We start from the raw sequence: 18,615 nt of genomic DNA, 5'->3' as shown, positions 1-18,615 counted from the left end.
ATTCGATCCGATTGGGCAGATGGGCGCGCGAGGCCGCGAGGTCAAGGGGTCGATAGGCCGGTCGGGCCGCCCGGCCGGTCATTTCATCAGCACCAGTTCCTCGGCCATCGACGGATGGAGCGCCACCGTCTGGTCGAACTGCGCCTTGGTGAGCCCCGCCTTCACCGCGATCGCGGCGGCCTGCAGGATTTCCGGCGCGTCGGGACTGATCATGTGGATGCCGAGCACGACATCGGTGTCGGGATGGACGACCAGCTTGTAGAGCGAGCGCTCGTTGCGTCCCGCCAGCACGTTGCGCATCGGCCGGAAGTCCGAAGTGAAGATCTTCGGCGTGCCGAACTGCTCGCGCGCCTGCAGCTCGGTCAGGCCCACGCCGGCCATCGGCGGGTTGCTGAACACCGCGTTGGGAATCGCGCCATAGTCGACCCGGTGGGGCTTGTCGCCGAACACCGTGTCGGCGAAGGCCTGTCCCTCGCGGATCGCGACCGGGGTGAGCTGGACCCGGTCGGTGACGTCGCCGACCGCGTAGATCGACGGCACCGAGGAGCGGTTGTCCTCGTCGACGACGATCGCGCCCTTGTCGTTCATCGTGACGCCGACCGCCTCGAGGCCGAGGCCATCGGTCTTCGGACGGCGGCCGATCGCGTAGAGCAGCAGATCGGTGTCGCACCTCTCATGGTCCTTGAATTGGACGCAGAGCGATCCGTCCTCCTGCTTCTCGATCTTCTCGAAGCTGGCGTTGAAGACGAATTCGATCCCCTTCTGGGTCGAGATCTGGAACAGCCGGTCGCGGATCTGCTCGTCATAGCCGCGCAATATCTGGTCCGAGCGGTTGGCGACGGTGACCTTGCTGCCGAGCGCATGGAAGATGCCGGCGAACTCGTTGGCGATGTAGCCGGCGCCGGCGATCACCACCCGCTTGGGCAAGTCGTCGATGTAGAAGACCTCGTTCGACGTGATGCCGAGCTCCGCGCCGGGGACGTCGGGCACCACCGGCCAGGCACCGGTCGCGATCAGGATATATCTGGCGGTGACCTTGCGGCCGCTGGCCAAGGTCACCTCATGCGTGCCGGAAATGGTCGCGCGCTCGTGGAAGATCTCGACCTTGTTGTTGTCGAGCGTGTTCGTATAGAGCCCTTCGATCCGGTCGACGTCGGCGTTGACGTTGTCGCGCAGCACCTTCCAGTCGAAGCTGGTCTCGCCCAGCGTCCAGCCGTAGCGGGCCGCGTCGTGCAGGTCCTCGGCGAAGTGCGATCCGTAGACCAGCATCTTCTTGGGCACGCAGCCGCGGATCACGCAGGTGCCGCCGATGCGATGTTCCTCGGCCACGGCGACCTTCGCGCCATAGGCGGCGGCGACGCGCGACGCGCGCACCCCGCCCGATCCCGCACCGATCACGAACAGATCATAGTCGAACTCGGCCATCGGCCTTCCATCCTCCGGATAATGTGCGGCCGATATGGCGACTGTGGACCGCGGGCGCAAACCGATCCTGCCGATGAGAGTGATCGACCGGACGTGGAGTCACATCCTTCCCCGCAGGTACCGGATGGGCTTAGCCCAAGGCTCGCGCGATCAGGGCGCGGGTCGAGGGATCGAAGCGGTCGGTGCCCTCGCTCTCGATCGACCTGGCGATCTCCTTGCCCAGCTCGACGCCGAACTGGTCGAACGGGTTGATCCCCATCAGCACCGCATTAGCGAAGGTGCGGTGCTCGTAGAAGGCGAGCAGCGCGCCGAGCCGCGAGGCATCGACCCGGTCGAGCAGGATCGTCGTCGACGGCCGGTCGCCCGCATAGGCGCGCGCGGGATCGTCGTTGTCGCGCCCCGCCATCAGCGCGGCGCCCTGCGCGAAGCAGTTGACCAGCAGGGTGCGGTGGTGCGCCTCGTCGAGCAGGTGGTCGGGCTCGATCGCCGCCACGAACTCGACCGGCACCAGCCGCGTGCCCTGGTGGAGCAGCTGGAACACCGCGTGCTGCGCGTCGGTGCCGACCCCGCCCCAGGTGATCGCGGCGGTCGGGCCGTCGACCGGCGACCCGTCGGCCTTCACGCTCTTGCCGTTCGATTCCATCTCGAGCTGCTGGAGATAGGAGGGCAGCAGCCGCAGCCGTTCGTCATAGGCGAAGACGGCGCGGGTCTCGGCGCCGCGCACCAGCGAATAATATTGGTCGACGAAGGCCGCCAGCAGCGGGACGTTCGCCGCCGGCGGGGCGAGGCGGAAGTGGCGGTCCATCGCGGCCGCGCCCTCGAGCAGATCCTCGAACGCGTCCCAGCCGAGCGCGAGCGCGGCCGGGAAGCCGATCGACGACCACAGCGAATACCGACCGCCGACGCTTTCGGAAAAGGGCAGGATGCGGGTCTCGTCGACGCCCCATTCGACCGCCTTGTCGGGCGAGGCGGTCAGCGCGATCACGCGCGAATAGGGGTCCTCGACATTGTCCTCCTCCATCCAGGCCAGGACGCTGCGCGCGTTGAGCATCGTCTCGGTGGTGGTGAAGGTCTTCGATGCGACGACCAGCAGGGTCGCCTGCGGATCGAAGCGGCGGAACACCTCGTCGAGCGCGGCGCCGTCGACATTGGAGACCACCGCAACCTCGTAGCGGCCCGAATCGCGGCCCAGCGCGTCGACCAGCAGGTCCGGCCCCAGCGCCGATCCGCCGATGCCGACATGGAGGATGTGGCGGATCGGCCCGAACGCCTCGGCCTCGATCGCGTCGATCATGCCGCGCATCCGGGCGTGGAAGCCGCGCGCGCGGGCGACGCTGTCGGGGGCGCCCTGTCCGCGCTCGGCGGGATGTTCGGCGGCACGGCCCTCGGTGACGTTGACGATCGCCCCGGCAAACAGCGCGTCGCGCCGCCCGGCGAAATCGCTCGCCTCGGCCAGCGCCGCGAATCGCTCGATCAACGCCGACGACAGGTGGGTCTTGGAAAAGTCGAAGGTCATCCCCGACTCGTCGATCGAGAGGCGGGAGAGCCGGTCGGGCTCGGCGGTGAACAGCTCGGTCAGGCTGGTCGCCGGGGTTTCGCGGATAGCGCTCCAGGCGGCTTTGGCCTCCGTCATCGGTCGATTCTCCATAGTGCAATGCAGCGAATGGCGGATTTTGGTCGAATTCGCGGATTGTGGTTACCGATTATTCACCATTTCCCTCCACATCTTGCCTCGAAAGAGCATCCGAATGCCATCAGCATGATGCCGAGGGTGCCGCAAACGAGGTCGAATCGGGGGACCCCGCATGCAGGACGACATATTGCGCCTGGCCTATGAGGTCTCGCGCGTCACGGAAGAAAAGGTCGATCGCATCGACCGGGTGATGAAGCAGACCGGCATGCTGGCGATCAACGCCCGGCTGGAGGCCGCGCGCGCCGGCGAGGCGGGGCGCGCCTTTTCGGTCGTCGCGCAGGAGCTCGGCGCGCTCGCCAACGCGATTTCGGGGATCGGCGGCGAGCTGCGATCGGCGATCGCCTCCAACATCGCCTCGCTGCGCACCGCCGGCAGCCAGATGCTCGTCGACTTCAAGGGCACCCGTCATACCGATCTCGCCCGCTCCGCGGTCGAGATCATCGACCGCAACCTCTATGAGCGCTCGTGCGACGTGCGCTGGTGGGCGACCGACAGCTCGGTGACGCAGGTGCTCGAGGACCAGACCGGCGCCACCGTCGCGCTCGCGACCGAGCGGCTGGCGACGATCCTGCGCTCCTACACGGTCTATCTCGATCTCTGGGTCGCCGACCGGAGCGGCCGCGTGGTCGCGACCGGCCGTCCCGACCGCTATCCCGACGCGATCGGCCAGGACGTCTCGCACGAGGACTGGTTCCGCGCCGCGATGGGCACCCAGAGCGGCGACGAGTTCCGGGTGTGCGACATCTCGACCAACCCGACCCTGGGCCATGCCCAGGTCGCGACCTATTCGACCGCGGTGCGGGCCGGCGGCCACACCCGCGGCACCACGGTCGGCGCGCTCGGCATCTTCTTCGACTGGGCACCGCAGGCGGCGGCGATCCTCGACGGCATCGGGCTGTCGCCCGCCGAGCGCGCGACCTCGCGGCTGATGCTGCTCGACGCGACCCACCGCATCATCGCCGCGTCGGACGGGCAGGGTATCTGCACCGACCATTATCCGCTCCAGACCGAGGGGCGCGAGAGCGGCTATTACAGCCAGGACGGCAAGCTCGTCGCCTTCGCGCTGACCCCCGGCTACGAGACCTATCGCGGCCTCGGCTGGCTCGGCTGCATCGAAAGCGAGCTGAGCGAGGACTGATCCGAGCGACCCTTCGGCGGGAATGGCGAAGGGGCCGGCCGGACCGTCCTCCTTCACCAAGGTTGACGCGGGGCGCCGCGGAGCCGACATGCGCGCCATGCAGCGCGTGACCGCCAAGATCTGTGGGCTTTCGACGCCGGAGACGGTGGATGCCGCCGTGAGCCATGGCGCCAGCCATGCCGGCTTCGTCTTCTTCCCGGAAAGTCCCCGCCATGTCCCCTTCGAAAAGGCCGCGTCGCTGACGATGCGGCTGCCCCGCCATGTCGGCCGGGTCGGCGTGTTCGTCGACGCCGACGAGGCGGTGATCGACCAGGCGATCCGCATCGGCGGGATCGACACGATCCAGCTCCACGGCAAGGAGCCGCCCGAGCGGCTCGCCGCGTTGCGCGCCCGCCATCCCGGCGTCGGCGTCTGGAAGGCGATCTCGGTCCGCACCCGCGCCGATCTCGATGCCGCCGTCCACTATCATCCGGTCGCCGACCTGATCCTCTACGACGCCAAGACGCCCGAGGGCACGCTGCCCGGCGGCATGGGGCTGCGCTTCGACTGGACCCTGCTCGACGGCTTCCGCCATCCGCAGCGCTGGGCGCTGTCGGGCGGGATCGACCTCGGCAATGTCGCCGATGCCGCGAGCCGCACCGGCGCACGGCTGGTCGACACCTCGTCGGGGGTCGAGAGCGCGCCGGGCATCAAGGCTGTGGACAAGATCGCCGCCTTCCTTCAACGGGTCGCGACATTATGAGCGCACGATATCCCGATATCCGCCCCAACACGCTGAAGAACGGCCCCGACGAACGCGGGCAGTTCGGCCAGTTCGGCGGCCGGTACGTCAGCGAGACGCTGATGCCGCTGATCCTCGACCTCGAGCGCGAATATCGCGCGGCCCGGGCCGACCCCGCCTTCGAGGCCGAGTTCGACGACCTGATGACGCATTATGTCGGCCGCCCGAGCCCGCTTTATTATGCCGAGCGGCTGACCGAACATCTCGGCGGCGCCAAAATCTACCTGAAGCGCGAGGAGCTGAACCACACCGGCGCGCACAAGATCAACAACTGCGTCGGCCAGATCCTGCTCGCCCGCCGCATGGGCAAGACCCGGATCATCGCCGAGACCGGCGCCGGCCAGCACGGCGTCGCCACTGCGACCGTCGCGGCGCGCTTCGGCCTGCCCTGCACGATCTTCATGGGTGCGGTCGACGTCGCCCGGCAACAGCCCAACGTGTTCCGCATGAAGCTGCTCGGCGCCGAGGTGAACGCCGTCACCTCTGGCGCGCAGACGCTCAAGGACGCGATGAACGAGGCGATGCGCGACTGGGTCGCGAACGTCCACGACACCTTCTACATCATCGGCACCGCGGCGGGGCCGCACCCCTATCCCGAGCTGGTCCGCGACTTCCAGTCGGTGATCGGCCGCGAGGCGCGCGAGCAGATCCTGGCGGCCGAGGGGCGCCTGCCCGACATGCTGATCGCGGCGGTCGGCGGCGGATCGAACGCGATCGGCCTGTTCCACCCCTTCCTCGACGACGCCGGCGTCCGCATGATCGGGGTCGAGGCGGCGGGCGAAGGGCTCGATACCGGCAAGCATGCCGCCAGCCTCGCCGGCGGATCGCCGGGCGTGCTCCATGGCAACCGCACCTATCTGCTCCAGGACGAGGACGGCCAGATCACCGAGGCGCACTCGATCTCGGCCGGGCTCGACTATCCGGGCATCGGGCCCGAGCATAGCTGGCTGCACGAGATCGGCCGCGCCGAATATGTCCCCGTCACCGACGCCCAGGCGCTCGACAGCTTTCAGCGGCTGGCCAAGCTCGAGGGCATCATCCCCGCGCTCGAATCGGCGCATGCGCTGGCGGCGGTCGAGACGCTGGCGCCGACGATGGGCAAGGACCAGCTGATCGTCCTCAACCTGTCGGGCCGCGGCGACAAGGACATCTTCACCGTCGCCGAAGCGCTGGGGGTACGGATATGATTTCGACGATGATCCGTCATTCCCGCGAAGGCGGGTATCCATCGACGGCGGCCCGATGACCCGCCTCGCCGAAACCTTCGCCCGTACCCGCGCCGAAGGGCGTGCGGCGCTGGTCGCCTTCGTCACCGGCGGCGATCCGACCCCCGCCGACACGGCCGGAATCCTCGATGCGCTGGTCGAGGGCGGCGCCGACGTGATCGAGCTGGGCATGCCCTTCACCGATCCGATGGCCGACGGCCCCGCGATCCAGCGCGCCAATCTCCGCGCGCTCGGCGCGGGCACGACGACCGCCGACCTGCTCGCCATCGTCGCCGCCTTCCGACAACGCCACCGCCAGGTGCCGCTGGTGCTGATGGGCTATGCCAATCCGATGGTCCGGCGCGGGCCCGAATGGTTCGCGGCCGAGGCCGCCCGGGCCGGCGTCGACGGGGTGATCTGCGTCGACATCCCGCCCGAGCAGGATGCCGAGCTGGGCCCGGCGCTGCGCGCCTGCGGGCTCGACCCGATCCGCCTCGCCACGCCGACCACCGATGCGGCTCGGCTGCCGGCGGTGCTGGAAGGCGCGTCGGGCTTCCTCTATTATGTCTCGGTGGCGGGAATCACCGGCATGCAGCAGGCCGGACAGGCCAGCATCGAGGCGGCGGTCGCGCGCTTCAAGGCGGCCACCGACCTGCCGGTCGCGGTCGGCTTCGGCGTGCGCGGCCCCGAGCAGGCCGAGGCGATCGGCCGTGTCGCCGACGGCGTCGTCGTCGGTTCGGCGATCGTCGACCTGATCGCCGAGCATGGTGCCGCCGCCGCGGGCCCCGTCCGCGATTTCATCGCCACCCTCAGCGCGGCCGTCCGCCGCGCCGCCCAGGAGAAGGCCGCATGAGCTGGCTCGACAGCGTCCGCAAGAAGATCCCGTTCATCGCCAAGCGCGAGAGCCCGGACAATCTCTGGCACAAATGCCCGTCCTGCCAGCAGATGATCTTCGCCAAGGAATATGAGGAGAATCTGTCGGTCTGTCCGAAATGCGGCCATCATGGCCGGATCGGCCCCGACGCGCGCTTCGACCAGCTGTTCGACAACGGCGTCTTCACCCCGCTGCCGAGCCCGCAGGTGCGCGAGGATCCGCTGAAGTTCCGCGATTCGAAGCGCTATAGCGATCGCATCAAGGAAGCTCGTTCGAAGACCGGCGAGCAGGACGCGCTGATCAACGCGCGCGGTACGATCGAGGGTTTCAAGGCGGTCGTCGGCGTCCAGGATTTCGCTTTCATGGGCGGGTCGATGGGCCTCGCGGTCGGCGCCGCCTTCGTCGCCGGGATCGCGGCCGCGATCGCCGACAAATGCCCCTATATCATCTTCACCGCGGCGGGCGGCGCCCGGATGCAGGAGGGCATCCTGTCGCTGATGCAGATGCCCAAGACCACCGTCGCCATCGCCCAGCTGCGCGAGGCGGGCCTGCCCTATATCGTCGTGATGACCGATCCGACCACCGGCGGGGTCACCGCCTCCTATGCGATGCTGGGCGACATCCAGATCGCCGAGCCGGGCGCCTTGATCGGCTTCGCCGGCCAGCGGGTGATCGAGCAGACGATTCGCGAGAAGCTGCCCGAGGGTTTCCAGCGCGCCGAATATCTGCTCGAGCACGGCATGCTCGACATGGTCGTCGACCGCCACGACCTGCGCGCCGAGCTCGCCCGGCTGATCGACTATCTCTGCCCGGGGAAGAAGGCGGCGTAGGAGGAGCGGCGTGACGTCTTAGGACCAGGACGTAAGCAGATTCATGCCCGATCACGCCATCTCGACCGATCCCGCCGTACAGGCGCAGCTCGACCGGCTGTCGCTGCTGTCGCCGGGCGCCGACATCCTCGGCCTCGACCGGATCGCGCGGTTGTGCGCCCGGCTCGGCAATCCCGAACGGTCGCTGCCGCCGGTCTTCCATGTCGCGGGGACCAACGGCAAGGGATCCACCTGCGCCTATCTGCGCGCCGCGATCGAGGCGGCGGGATTGAGCGCACACGTCTTCACCAGCCCGCACCTGATCCGCTTCAACGAGCGCATCCGCATCGCCGGGTCGCTGATCGAGGATGCGACGCTCGCGGCCTTGCTCGCCGAGGTGCTCGACGCCTCGGAGGGGACAGGGGCCGACGGGATCGGCGCCAGCTTCTTCGAGGTGACGACCGCGGTCGCGCTGCTCGCCTTCAGCCGCACCCCCGCCGACGCCTGCATCGTCGAGGTCGGCCTGGGCGGCCGGCTCGACGCGACCAACATCATCGCCGCGCCCGAAATCTGCGGTATCGCCCAGCTCGGGCTCGACCATCAGAGCTTCCTCGGCGACACGATCGAGGCGATCGCGGGCGAGAAGGCGGGTATCGCCAAGCCCGGCGTGCCGATCGTCACCCTCCATTATCCCGCGACCGTCGCCAATCGGATCGGCCAGGCGATCGGCGAGGCGGGCGCGCAGTGGCACGTCAAGGGCGGCTCGTGGGACGCGGCCGCCTATCAGGGCCGGCTCCATTATCGCGACCAGCAGGGCAAGCTCGAACTGCCGCTGCCCGGCCTCGCCGGCCAGCACCAGGCGATGAACGCGGCGCTGGCGGTGGCGATGCTGCGCCACCAGGACGCGCTTGCCGTCCCTGCCTCGGCGCTGCGCGCCGCGATGGGCTGGGCGGACTGGCCCGCGCGGCTCCAGCATCTGCGCGGCGGCGCGTTGGTCGAGATGTTGCCGCCGGGGTCCGACCTGTGGATCGACGGCGGCCACAATCCGTCGGCGGGGCGGGTGATCGGCGATTTCCTGCGCGGCCATGTCGCGGCCGACCGGCCGCTCCACATCATCCTCGGCCTGCTCGCCAACAAGGATGCGGGCGGCTTTCTCGCCGCGATGGGCCGATTGCCGGCGCGCTTCCACATGGTGCCGGTCCCCGGCCATGAGCATCACGATCCGCGGACATTGGCCGAAACCGCCCGGCTCGCCGGTTTTCAGGCGGTTCCTGCGCCGACCGTCGAAGGCGCGCTCGCGACGATCGCCGCGGGGGGCGGCACGGTCCCGCCCGTCGTTCTGGTCGGCGGCTCGCTCTACCTCGCGGGTACCGTCCTCGCGGCCAACGGCACGGTCATCGACTGAGGAAGTCTCCTCTCTCCTTTGCCCCTGCCAGCGCAGGCGGGCATCTGCCTCCCTCGACCGCGCCTCATACTATTGCGATTGACTCGCAATAGCGGACATGCTTTTCTCTCCTGGCCGAGAGGGAGAGAAGTGCATGTCCGAAGGAACCGCCGCATCGACCGCCAGCCTGCTGCCGCATGGCGCGCCCGACGACAGTGGCGCGCGCCTGTTCCTGCAGACGCTGCGCCGAATGGGGGTGGGCGGGCTGGGCGACGCCTATGCGGTCAGCCTGCTGATCGGCGTGTTCGGCCTGTCCTTTCGCCGCCCGCTGGTGCTGACCCGCGCGCTGATGGCGGAAGTGGCGCGCGCCTCGCAGCGCTCGATCATGATCGCGCCGTCCTGCTGCTGCCGCATGACGCTCGCCGAGTCGATCCTGCTCGGCGCCGTCGCCACCGCGCGCGAGCAGCCGGCGATGGCGCACCAGCGGCTCTGCCAGCTTTGCGGGGTCGACAAGGCGCTGGGCATATTGTCCAGCGCGCAGGCGGTGGCGCAGGCTTTTGCCGACCTCGGCCGGCCGATCGAGGCCGCCTGGGCCTTCGCCGACTGAGGGCCTGCCCGACCAGGATTCCCACCTTCTTTTCGTCCCCAGGCGCGGGGCTTTGTGGCCCCGGCCGGCGGCGATATCGGATGCGATGGCGCCGCCGGGATGGCGTGCATGCACGAAACCAGCCGCCGAGACACTTTTACTGATAGCCCCCCGTCGCTATATCCGCGCTGGACTTTCGCATTCGCAGCATAGGGGCTCAGCTATGACGGCCGTCGGTCAGGACACTCTCAAGACCCGTTCCACCCTCAACGTCGACGGCAAGCACTATGCCTATTACTCGCTCGCCAAGGCGGCCGAGAAGCTCGGCGATATTTCCCGCCTGCCTTTCTCGATGAAGGTCCTTCTCGAGAACATGCTCCGCTTCGAGGACGGCGTCACCGTCACCACCGAGGACGTCCAGGCGATCGTCGACTGGCAGAAGGAGCGCACGTCGGAGCGCGAGATCCAGTATCGCCCGGGCCGCGTGCTGATGCAGGATTTCACCGGCGTTCCCTGCGTCGTCGACCTCGCCGCGATGCGCGACGCGATGAACGCGCTCGGCGGCAACGCGCAGAAGATCAACCCGCTCGTTCCCGTCCATCTCGTCATCGATCACTCGGTGATGGTCGACAGCTTCGGCACGCCCAAGGCGTTCGACGAGAATGTCGCGCTCGAATATGCCCGCAACGGCGAGCGCTACGAGTTCCTCCGCTGGGGCTCGAAGGCGCTCAACAACTTCAAGGTCGTCCCGCCGGGCACCGGCATCTGCCACCAGGTAAACCTCGAGAACCTCGCCCAGGCGGTCTGGTCCTCGGCCGACGGCTCGGGCGTCGAAGTCGCCTATCCCGACACCTGCGTCGGCACCGACAGCCACACCACGATGGTCAACGGTCTGGGCGTGCTCGGCTGGGGCGTCGGCGGCATCGAGGCCGAGGCGGCGATGCTCGGCCAGCCGGTGTCGATGCTGATCCCCGAAGTCGTCGGCTTCAAGCTGTCGGGCACGCTGAACGAGGGCATCACCGCCACCGACCTGGTGCTGACCGTCACCCAGATGCTCCGCGCCAAGGGCGTGGTCGGCCGCTTCGTCGAGTTCTACGGCCCGGGGCTCGACGCGCTGTCGCTCGCCGACCGCGCGACCATCGCGAACATGGCGCCCGAATATGGCGCGACCTGCGGCTTCTTCCCGATCGACGACGCCACCCTCGTCTATATGCGCCTTACCGGCCGTTCGGCCGAGAATGTCGCGCTGGTCGAGGCCTATGCCAAGCAGCAGGGCTTCTGGCGCGACGCGACCGCCGCCGATCCGGTGTTCACCGACACGCTCCACCTCGACATGTCGACCGTGCAGCCGTCGCTTGCCGGCCCGAAGCGCCCGCAGGACCGTGTCCTGCTCGCCTCGGTCGACGAAGGCTTCAACAACGAGCTGGCGTCGGGCTACAAGAAGGGCGACGAGAGCGAAAAGCGCGTCCAGGTCGAGGGCGAGGACTTCACCATCGGCCATGGCGATGTCGTGATCGCCGCGATCACCAGCTGCACCAACACCTCCAACCCGTCGGTGATGGTCGCCGCCGGCCTGGTCGCGCGCAAGGCCAACGCTTACGGGCTCAAGGCCAAGCCCTGGGTCAAGACCAGCCTCGCGCCGGGATCGCAGGTCGTCAGCGACTATCTCGACAAGGCCGGCCTGACCAAGGACCTCGACGCGATCGGCTTCAACCTGGTCGGCTATGGCTGCACCACCTGCATCGGCAATTCGGGCCCGCTGCCCGATCCGATCTCGAAGGCGGTCAATGCGAACGACCTCGTCGCGTCGGCCGTCCTCTCGGGCAACCGCAACTTCGAGGGCCGCGTCTCCCCCGACGTGCGCGCCAACTATCTCGCCTCGCCGCCGCTGGTCGTCGCCTATTCGCTCTTCGGCACCACCGCCAAGGACATCACCGTCGATCCGATCGGCACCTCGACCGACGGCAAGCCGGTGTTCCTGAAGGACATCTGGCCGACCACCGCCGAGATCTCGAACACCGTCGCCGCGGCGATCGACAGCGAGATGTTCTCGAGCCGCTACGCCAACGTCTTCCAGGGCGACAAGAACTGGCAGGCGATCGAGGTCGAGGGCTCCGACACCTATACGTGGCGCGCCGGCTCGACCTATGTCGCCAACCCGCCCTATTTCGAGGGAATGTCGATGACCCCGGCCCCGGTGCAGGACATCATCGAGGCGCGTCCGCTCGCCATCTTCGCCGATTCGATCACCACCGACCACATCAGCCCGGCCGGCTCGATCAAGGCCGACAGCCCGGCGGGCCGCTTCCTGACCGAGCATCAGGTCAGCAAGGCCGACTTCAACAGCTATGGCGCGCGCCGCGGCAACCATGACGTGATGATGCGCGGCACCTTCGCCAACATCCGCATCAAGAACCAGATGATCCCCGGCGTCGAAGGCGGCATGACCAAGCACATCCCCAGCGGGGAAGTGATGGCGATCTACGACGCGGCGATGAAGTACAAGGACGAGGGCACCCCGCTCGTCGTCGTCGCGGGCAAGGAATATGGCACCGGCTCGTCGCGCGACTGGGCGGCGAAGGGCACCAACCTGCTCGGCGTCCGCGCGGTGATCACCGAGAGCTTCGAGCGTATCCACCGCTCGAACCTGGTCGGGATGGGCGTGCTGCCGCTGCAGTTCGCCGAGGGCGTCGACCGCAACACGCTCAAGCTCGACGGCACCGAGACCTTCACGATCGAGAATGTCGCGACCCTCCGCCCGCGGCAGTCCGTCACCGTCAAGCTGACCCGCGCCGACGGTGCGACCGAGACCTTCGAGACCCGTTGCCGGATCGACACCGTCAACGAGCTCGAATATTTCCTCAACGGCGGCATCCTGCAGTACGTGCTGCGCAAGCTCGCCGCGTAACCGACATCGCCGAACATGCAAAAGGCCGGTCCGCAGCAATGCGGGCCGGCCTTTTGCTGTTCGGTCGGGGATGTTAGCGGCGCACGAACAGGCTCGCCGACAGGACGTGGTTGACCCGCCGCCGCCCGGAGGGCTGGTTGATATATTGGTTGAGATAGCCAAGCTCGATCGTCGAGGCGCCGGCCAGCGGGATCTCCGCCCCGGCGAAGCTGCGTAGCTGATCGAAGCCGCCGCGTGCGCCCCAGTCGGTGTCGTTGAGCGCGACGAACATCTCCGCATAGCCGAGCGCCGCCAGCCCGCTGCGCGCCACCGGGATCTCCAGCCGCAGCATCTCGCGCAGTCGCAGCCCCATGTCGCGACCGTCATTGCGCCAGCGCTGCTCGAAACGGGTGCGCGACGCGAGTTCGCCGTTCCAGGGCCTGCCCATCACCCAGCTGAGCTGCTGGAAGCTGCGATGCTCGTGCAGGTCGCGCGTTCCGTCGCGCGGGGTGAACACATGCGCATAGCCTTGGTAGAGCGACAGGCCGGGCCGCAGCGCCATGCCGATCGCCGGACGGAACAGGCCATGGTCGAGCCGGCCCGCCCCACTGCCGAAGCGCGGCTGCAGCTCGATGAAATGGACCAGCCGGCCGCTATGCCCCTGCAGCGTCAGGTTCACCCATAGCTGTTCGTCCTGCACGGTCTGCGCGCGGGCGCCGTTCCACGCCGTCGGCGCCGCGGTCGCCAGCAGGATCGACAGGCCGATGGCGGCCCGGCGCGATATCGTCTTCATGGATCGCCCTACCCGAAAAGCCGGGCTGCTACCGCCGGCGCATGTCTGGCCGGTTGCGGGGTTGCGCGTAAATATTGCCGGCGGCGATCGGGGCTCGTCGGTCGATCCCGCCGTACGCACCCGACGAAAAAAAGGGCCGGCCCGCACATCCGCGAACCGGCCCTTCCTTGCATTTGTCGCTCCGGCGGAGGCCGGAGGCGCCTCATGCCGGGGACGTCGCCGCGCTCATGCCGATGGAAGCCAGCTCAGGCGGCTTGCGGCGGCGCGAACTTGGTCAGATCGATCCCATCGACGGCCGCCTTATACTCATCGGCGCTCGGCGTGCGGCCGAGGATCGTCGACAGCACCACGACCGGGGTCGAGGCCAGCAGCGATTCTCCCTTCTTCTCGGGCGTGTCCTCGACGACGCGGCCCTGGAACAGGCGGGTCGAGGTGGCGAGGACGGTGTCGCCCTTCGCGGCCTTCTCCTGGTTGCCCATGCACAGGTTGCAACCCGGCCGCTCGAGATACAGGATATTCTCATATTGGGTGCGGGTGGCCGTCTTCGGATTCACATCGTCGAATTCGAAGCCCGAATATTTCTGCAGGATTTCCCAGTCGCCCTCGGCCTTGAGCTCGTCGACGATGTTGTAGGTCGGCGGGGCGACGACGAGCGGCGCCTTGAACTCGACCTTGCCCGCCGACGCCTCGATGTTCTTGAGCATCTGGGCAAGGATCTTCATGTCGCCCTTGTGCACCATGCAGGAGCCGATGAAGCCCAGGTCGACCTTCTTGGTCCCGCCATAATAGGACACCGGGCGGATCGTGTCGTGGGTGTAGCGCTTCGACACGTCCGGGTTGTTCACGTCCGGATCGGCGATCATCGGCTCGTCGATCACGTCGAGATCGACGACGATCTCGGCGAAATATTTCGCGTTGGCGTCGGGCGACAGCGCGGGCTTCTCGCCCAGGCGGATCTCGGCGATGCGGGTATCGGCCTTGGCGATCAGGTTCGCCAGCGTGCCGGCCGCATTGTCCATGCCCTTGTCGATCATGATCTGGATGCGCGCCTTGGCGATTTCCAGCGACCCGATCAGCGTTTCATCGTTCGAAATGCAGATCGAGGCCTTGGCCTTCATCTCGGCCGTCCAGTCGGTGAAGGTGAAGGCCTGGTCGGCGAGCAGCGTGCCGATATGGACTTCGATCACGCGGCCCTGGAAGACATTGTCGCCGCCCGCCTGCTGAAGCATCTGCGCCTGGGTCGCGTGCACGACGTCGCGGAAGTCCATCCAGGGCTTCATCGTGCCCTTGAAGCTAACCTTCACCGACTGCGGGATCGGCATGGTCGCCTCGCCGGTCGCAAGCGCCAGCGCCACGGTGCCCGAGTCCGCGCCGAAGGCCACGCCCTTGGACATGCGGGTGTGGCTGTCGCCGCCGATGATGATCGCCCAGTCGTCCACGGTGATGTCGTTCAGCACCTTGTGGATCACGTCCGTCATCGCATGATAGACGCCCTTCGGGTCGCGGGCGGTGATTAGGCCGAAATTGTTCATGAAGGACATGAGCTTCGGGATGTTCGCCTGCGCCTTCTTGTCCCACACGGACGCGGTGTGGCAGCCCGATTGGTAGGCGCCGTCGACCAGCGGCGAGATGACGGTCGCCGCCATCGCCTCGAGCTCCTGCGCGGTCATCAGGCCGGTGGTGTCCTGCGAACCGACGATGTTCACCTTGACCCGCACGTCCGAACCCGCGTGCAGCACCTTGCCCGGCGTGACGCCGACGGCGTTGCGGTTGAAGATCTTCTCGACCGCGGTCAGGCCCACGCCCTCGGCGGTGATCTCCTTGTTCGCGGCGTAGACCGGGATCGGATCGACCCCGAGGGTGCGGGCGGCGAAGGTCTGGAGCTTCTTGCCGAAGACGATGGCATAGGAGCTGCCGGCCTTCATGAACTCCATCTTCTGCGGCGTGAAGGCGGCGGCGATGTCGACCAGCTCCGCGCCATTTTCGTCGCACAGCTTCTTGTTCTGGACGTCGATCTTCAGGACGGTGCCGGTCTCGACCGAGAATTTCTCCTCAAGGACCGGATTGCCGTCATTGTTGATGATCGGCTTGCCGTCCGGACCGGTCTTCTTGACCCAGTTCTTCAGGTTGATGCCGATGCCGCCGGTCACGTCGACGGTGGTCGCGAAGATCGGCGAGATGCCGTTGGTGCCCCCGACGACCGGCGCGTAGTTGACGAAGGGCACATAGGGGCTCTGCTGCTTGCCGGTCCACAGCGCCACATTGTTGACGCCGGACATGCGCGACGAGCCGACGCCCATCGTGCCCTTTTCGGCGATCAGCATCACGCGCTTGCCGGGATGCTGCGCCTTGAGCGCGACGATCGCCTGCTGCGCCTCGGGCGAGATCATGCACTGGCCGTGCAGCTCGCGGTCCGAGCGCGAATGCGCCTGGTTGCCGGGAGACAGGAGATCGGTCGAGATGTCGCCTTCGCCGGCGATGAAGGTGACGACCTGGATTTCGTCCTCGACCTCGGGAAGCTTGGTGAAGAATTCCGCCTTGGCGTAGCTTTCGAGGATGTCCTTGGCGATGGCGTTGCCAGCGTTGAAGGCTTCGCTCAGCCGGTGCATGTCGGCGTCGTAGAGGAAGACCTGGGTCTTCAGCACCTCGCCCGCCAGCTCGGCGATCGCGGGGGCATCGCCGAGCGCGATGTCGAGCAGCACTTCGACCGACGGACCGCCCTTCATGTGCGACAGCAGCTCGAGCGCGAAGGCGGGCGTGATCTCGGGTACGACCGCATCGCCCAGGATGATCTGCTTCAGGAAGCTGGCCTTGACGGCCGCCGCGCTCGTCGTGCCGGGCAGCGTGTTGTAGATGAAGAATTTGAGCGCATCGGCCCGGTGCTCGTTACCGGCATCCTTGATCAGGGCGATGATCTCGAAGATGAGGCCGCCGTCGTCGATCGGCTTGGGCGCAAGCCCCTGAATTTTCCTGCTTTCGATTTCGGCGAGGTAATCCAGGTAGACGCTCATGATAATCCCACCCCAATGAAGTGCACGGAGCCCGGCGCAAAGGCGCCCACCGGCGTCGATCCGGCCTCGGCTGACGGGGGCTCCGGTACGCCAACCAGGCTGGACTGACAAGGTGCCGCAGGGGGTTTCCTGCGACGGCGTCGGCGCGGACGGCGCGATGGATCGGCAAGGGCGGCCGCGGGTTTAGTCCCCATGTCGGATTATGATTTCTATTATTGGCCCCTGCCCTTTCGCGGCCAGTTCATCCGCGCCATCCTGGCCCATGCCGGCAAGAGCTGGACGGAACATGGCGAAGACGCGATCTCCGCGCTGATGCAGGCGGACCCCGGCGACCAGCCGGTGCCGTTCATGGGACCGCCGCTGCTTGTCGACAAGCGGACCGGCTTCGCGCTGGCGGAGATGCCCGCGATCGCCCTCTATCTCGGCCGGGCGCTCGATCTGATGCCCGCCTCGGCCGAGGGGCAGGCGATGACCATGAGGATCGTCAACGACGCCAACGACGTGATCGACGAGATCACGCTCGACGGCGGCCGCGAGATGTGGACGCCCGAAAAATGGCGCGCCTTCGTGCCCCGCCTCCGGCGCTGGATGCGCTTCTGGGAGATCACCGGCACGCGCCACGGCCTCGAGCCCGACACGGGCTTCGTGCTGGGCGGGACGGCGCCCGGCATCGCCGACATCGCCACCGCCACCCTGTGGTCGACGATGCGCGACCGCTTCCCGGTCATCGGCGAGATGCTCGACGACGCGGCGCCGCGGATCGCCGCGCTGTGCCGCAGGATGTCCGACCTGCCCGCGCTCGCGGCCCTGGCCCGCAGGTCCGACGACCTTTACGGCGACGGCTATTGCGGTGGCGAGATCGAGGCGTCGCTGCGCACGGTGGCCGGCGGATAGCCGCTCCGCTCCAGCACCGCTTCGGCGTCCTCGAAGTCGAGCATGGCGCGGATCGCCGCGCGCTTGTCGGGGGCGGCGTCATAATAGCTCTGCCAGATCCGCATGCCGATCCAGTAGCCCAGCTCGTAGGGCCAGCCCGGCGGCGCGTTCCCGTAGTTGCCGAGCCAGCGGAGATAGGCCGCCACCGCCGCCTTAGGCTCGGGCTCGGCGCCGAGGTCGATGCCGCGCGTCTTCGCCATGTCCTTGCGGAACTCGGACCATAGCCCGGCCTCGCGCGGGGCGGCCCAGGCGGCGCGCTCGGGGTCGGGCACCTGGCCGGTGACGATCGCCGCGACGAAATCGGCGGCGCCCTCCTCCAGCGCGCCGGTCAGCAGCGGCTCGGGCGCCCGGGTCGCGGGGTCGCGCTGCAAGGTGTGGACCGTCTCATGCGCGAAGAAGCGGCGCAGGATCGCGCGGAAGCCGTCGACGGTCCTGTCCTGCGCGCACAGCACCTCGAGCCCCAGCACCTGCGCGCCTGGACCCGCCGTGCCGCCCGAATTGCCCGCACCGAAGACGAGGTAGATCTGCGGCAGCTTCCGCTCGGGCAGCAGCCCGTGCAGCGCGAGATAGATGGCGCGCAGGTCGGTCACCGCCGCCTTCGCCGCCGGCAGGCATTCGCGGATCGCGCGGTCATAGGCGGCGGGATCGCGCGCGACCGCCTTCGCCAGCCGCGCGGCATCGCCGATCCGGCCGGGCGTGAACACCGCCACGCCGTAGCTGGCACCGTCGAGATAGCCCTTCTGGAGCTGCGCGGCGGTCGGCTTGCCCCCGGTCGCGGCGAACAGGCGCGCGAAGCGGTCGGCATCCTCGGCGTGGATCTCGACCGTCAACGCATCGGCGGGCGGCGGCGGCGCCACCTCCAGAGGCCCCGCCGCCGCCCGTCCGGCCAGGAGAAGCCAGCCGACCGCCGCGATCCATCGCCGGGCCGTCGTCTGTCCGTCCCCTGCGCGCATCGGCCGTCTCCCTGCATCCGTCGCGCCTGCTTAGCGCAGGGCCGGTCACGGGCAAGACCGTCATCCGACCCGCATGATCCACGCGGGACGCTGATCCGCCGACAAGACAGGGCCGGCCCGCGCCATGCGGACCGGCCCTTTTC

14 protein-coding genes are annotated in these 18,615 nt (G+C 68.1%); 9 read left to right on the top strand and 5 right to left on the bottom strand.

Going from position 1 to position 18,615, the window contains the following annotated elements:
* Nucleotides 1–78: 78 nt before the first annotated feature.
* The gene (gene gorA / locus ASE22_RS16595; RefSeq protein ID WP_056362042.1) at nt 79–1,425 is read right to left on the bottom strand and encodes a glutathione-disulfide reductase; all 1,347 of its coding nucleotides are present in this window, start codon (nt 1,423–1,425) and stop codon (nt 79–81) included.
* 130 nt (nt 1,426–1,555) lie between these two features.
* A complete protein-coding gene (pgi, locus tag ASE22_RS16590) occupies nt 1,556–3,058 on the bottom strand; it encodes a glucose-6-phosphate isomerase (protein ID WP_056362539.1) in 1,503 nt (500 codons plus the stop codon).
* Nucleotides 3,059–3,230: 172 nt separating this feature from the next.
* Here pgi and ASE22_RS27870 point away from each other — a divergent pair, with 172 nt between their 5' ends.
* The 8 genes from ASE22_RS27870 (at nt 3,231) to acnA (ending at nt 12,803) form a co-directional block, all read left to right on the top strand.
* Nucleotides 3,231–4,256 carry a cache domain-containing protein gene (locus ASE22_RS27870; protein WP_056362040.1) on the top strand — a complete coding sequence of 342 codons (1,026 nt, stop codon included), beginning with the start codon at nt 3,231–3,233 and terminating at the stop codon, nt 4,254–4,256.
* 88 nt (nt 4,257–4,344) lie between these two features.
* Nucleotides 4,345–4,998 (top strand): phosphoribosylanthranilate isomerase, encoded by a 654-nt coding sequence (locus ASE22_RS16580; protein WP_082545371.1) that lies wholly within the window; start codon nt 4,345–4,347, stop codon nt 4,996–4,998.
* A complete protein-coding gene (gene trpB, locus ASE22_RS16575) occupies nt 4,995–6,224 on the top strand; it encodes a tryptophan synthase subunit beta (RefSeq protein ID WP_056362038.1) in 1,230 nt (409 codons plus the stop codon). The genes ASE22_RS16580 and trpB overlap by 4 nt, the downstream gene beginning before the upstream one ends.
* Nucleotides 6,225–6,279: 55 nt before the next feature.
* Nucleotides 6,280–7,095, top strand: coding sequence for a tryptophan synthase subunit alpha (gene trpA, locus ASE22_RS16570; protein WP_056362036.1), 816 nt, complete (start codon nt 6,280–6,282; stop codon nt 7,093–7,095).
* Nucleotides 7,092–7,946, top strand: a complete 855-nt coding sequence (accD, locus tag ASE22_RS16565; protein ID WP_056362033.1) for an acetyl-CoA carboxylase, carboxyltransferase subunit beta — start codon at nt 7,092–7,094, stop codon at nt 7,944–7,946. The genes trpA and accD overlap by 4 nt, the downstream gene beginning before the upstream one ends.
* 43 nt (nt 7,947–7,989) lie before the next feature.
* Nucleotides 7,990–9,330, top strand: coding sequence for a bifunctional folylpolyglutamate synthase/dihydrofolate synthase (locus ASE22_RS16560; protein WP_056362031.1), 1,341 nt, complete (start codon nt 7,990–7,992; stop codon nt 9,328–9,330).
* 133 nt (nt 9,331–9,463) lie between these two features.
* Entirely contained in the window at nt 9,464–9,916 is a 453-nt protein-coding gene (locus ASE22_RS16555; RefSeq protein WP_056362029.1) for a DUF6628 family protein, read from the top strand.
* A 202-nt stretch (nt 9,917–10,118) separates the two neighbouring features.
* Nucleotides 10,119–12,803 carry an aconitate hydratase AcnA gene (gene acnA, locus ASE22_RS16550; protein ID WP_056362025.1) on the top strand — a complete coding sequence of 895 codons (2,685 nt, stop codon included), beginning with the start codon at nt 10,119–10,121 and terminating at the stop codon, nt 12,801–12,803.
* Between the two features lie 73 nt (nt 12,804–12,876).
* Here acnA and ASE22_RS16545 read toward each other — a convergent pair whose 3' ends face one another.
* Nucleotides 12,877–13,575, bottom strand: coding sequence for a DUF2490 domain-containing protein (locus tag ASE22_RS16545; protein WP_056362023.1), 699 nt, complete (start codon nt 13,573–13,575; stop codon nt 12,877–12,879).
* A 245-nt stretch (nt 13,576–13,820) separates the two neighbouring features.
* Nucleotides 13,821–16,586 (bottom strand): bifunctional aconitate hydratase 2/2-methylisocitrate dehydratase, encoded by a 2,766-nt coding sequence (locus tag ASE22_RS16540; protein WP_056362019.1) that lies wholly within the window; start codon nt 16,584–16,586, stop codon nt 13,821–13,823.
* A 192-nt stretch (nt 16,587–16,778) separates the two neighbouring features.
* Here ASE22_RS16540 and ASE22_RS16535 point away from each other — a divergent pair, with 192 nt between their 5' ends.
* Nucleotides 16,779–17,480: a glutathione S-transferase gene (locus tag ASE22_RS16535; RefSeq protein WP_056362016.1), complete on the top strand. Its 702-nt coding sequence runs from the start codon at nt 16,779–16,781 to the stop codon at nt 17,478–17,480.
* Here ASE22_RS16535 and ASE22_RS16530 read toward each other — a convergent pair.
* On the bottom strand, nt 17,429–18,472 hold the full coding sequence (locus tag ASE22_RS16530) for a hypothetical protein (protein ID WP_056362013.1): 1,044 nt from the start codon (nt 18,470–18,472) through the stop codon (nt 17,429–17,431). The genes ASE22_RS16535 and ASE22_RS16530 overlap by 52 nt on opposite strands.
* Between the last annotated feature and the right edge of the window lie 143 nt (nt 18,473–18,615).

The sequence above is a fragment of the Sphingomonas sp. Root720 genome, from assembly GCF_001428605.1.
GTDB lineage: Bacteria > Pseudomonadota > Alphaproteobacteria > Sphingomonadales > Sphingomonadaceae > Rhizorhabdus.
This window is presented reverse-complemented; position numbering and strand designations above follow the sequence as displayed.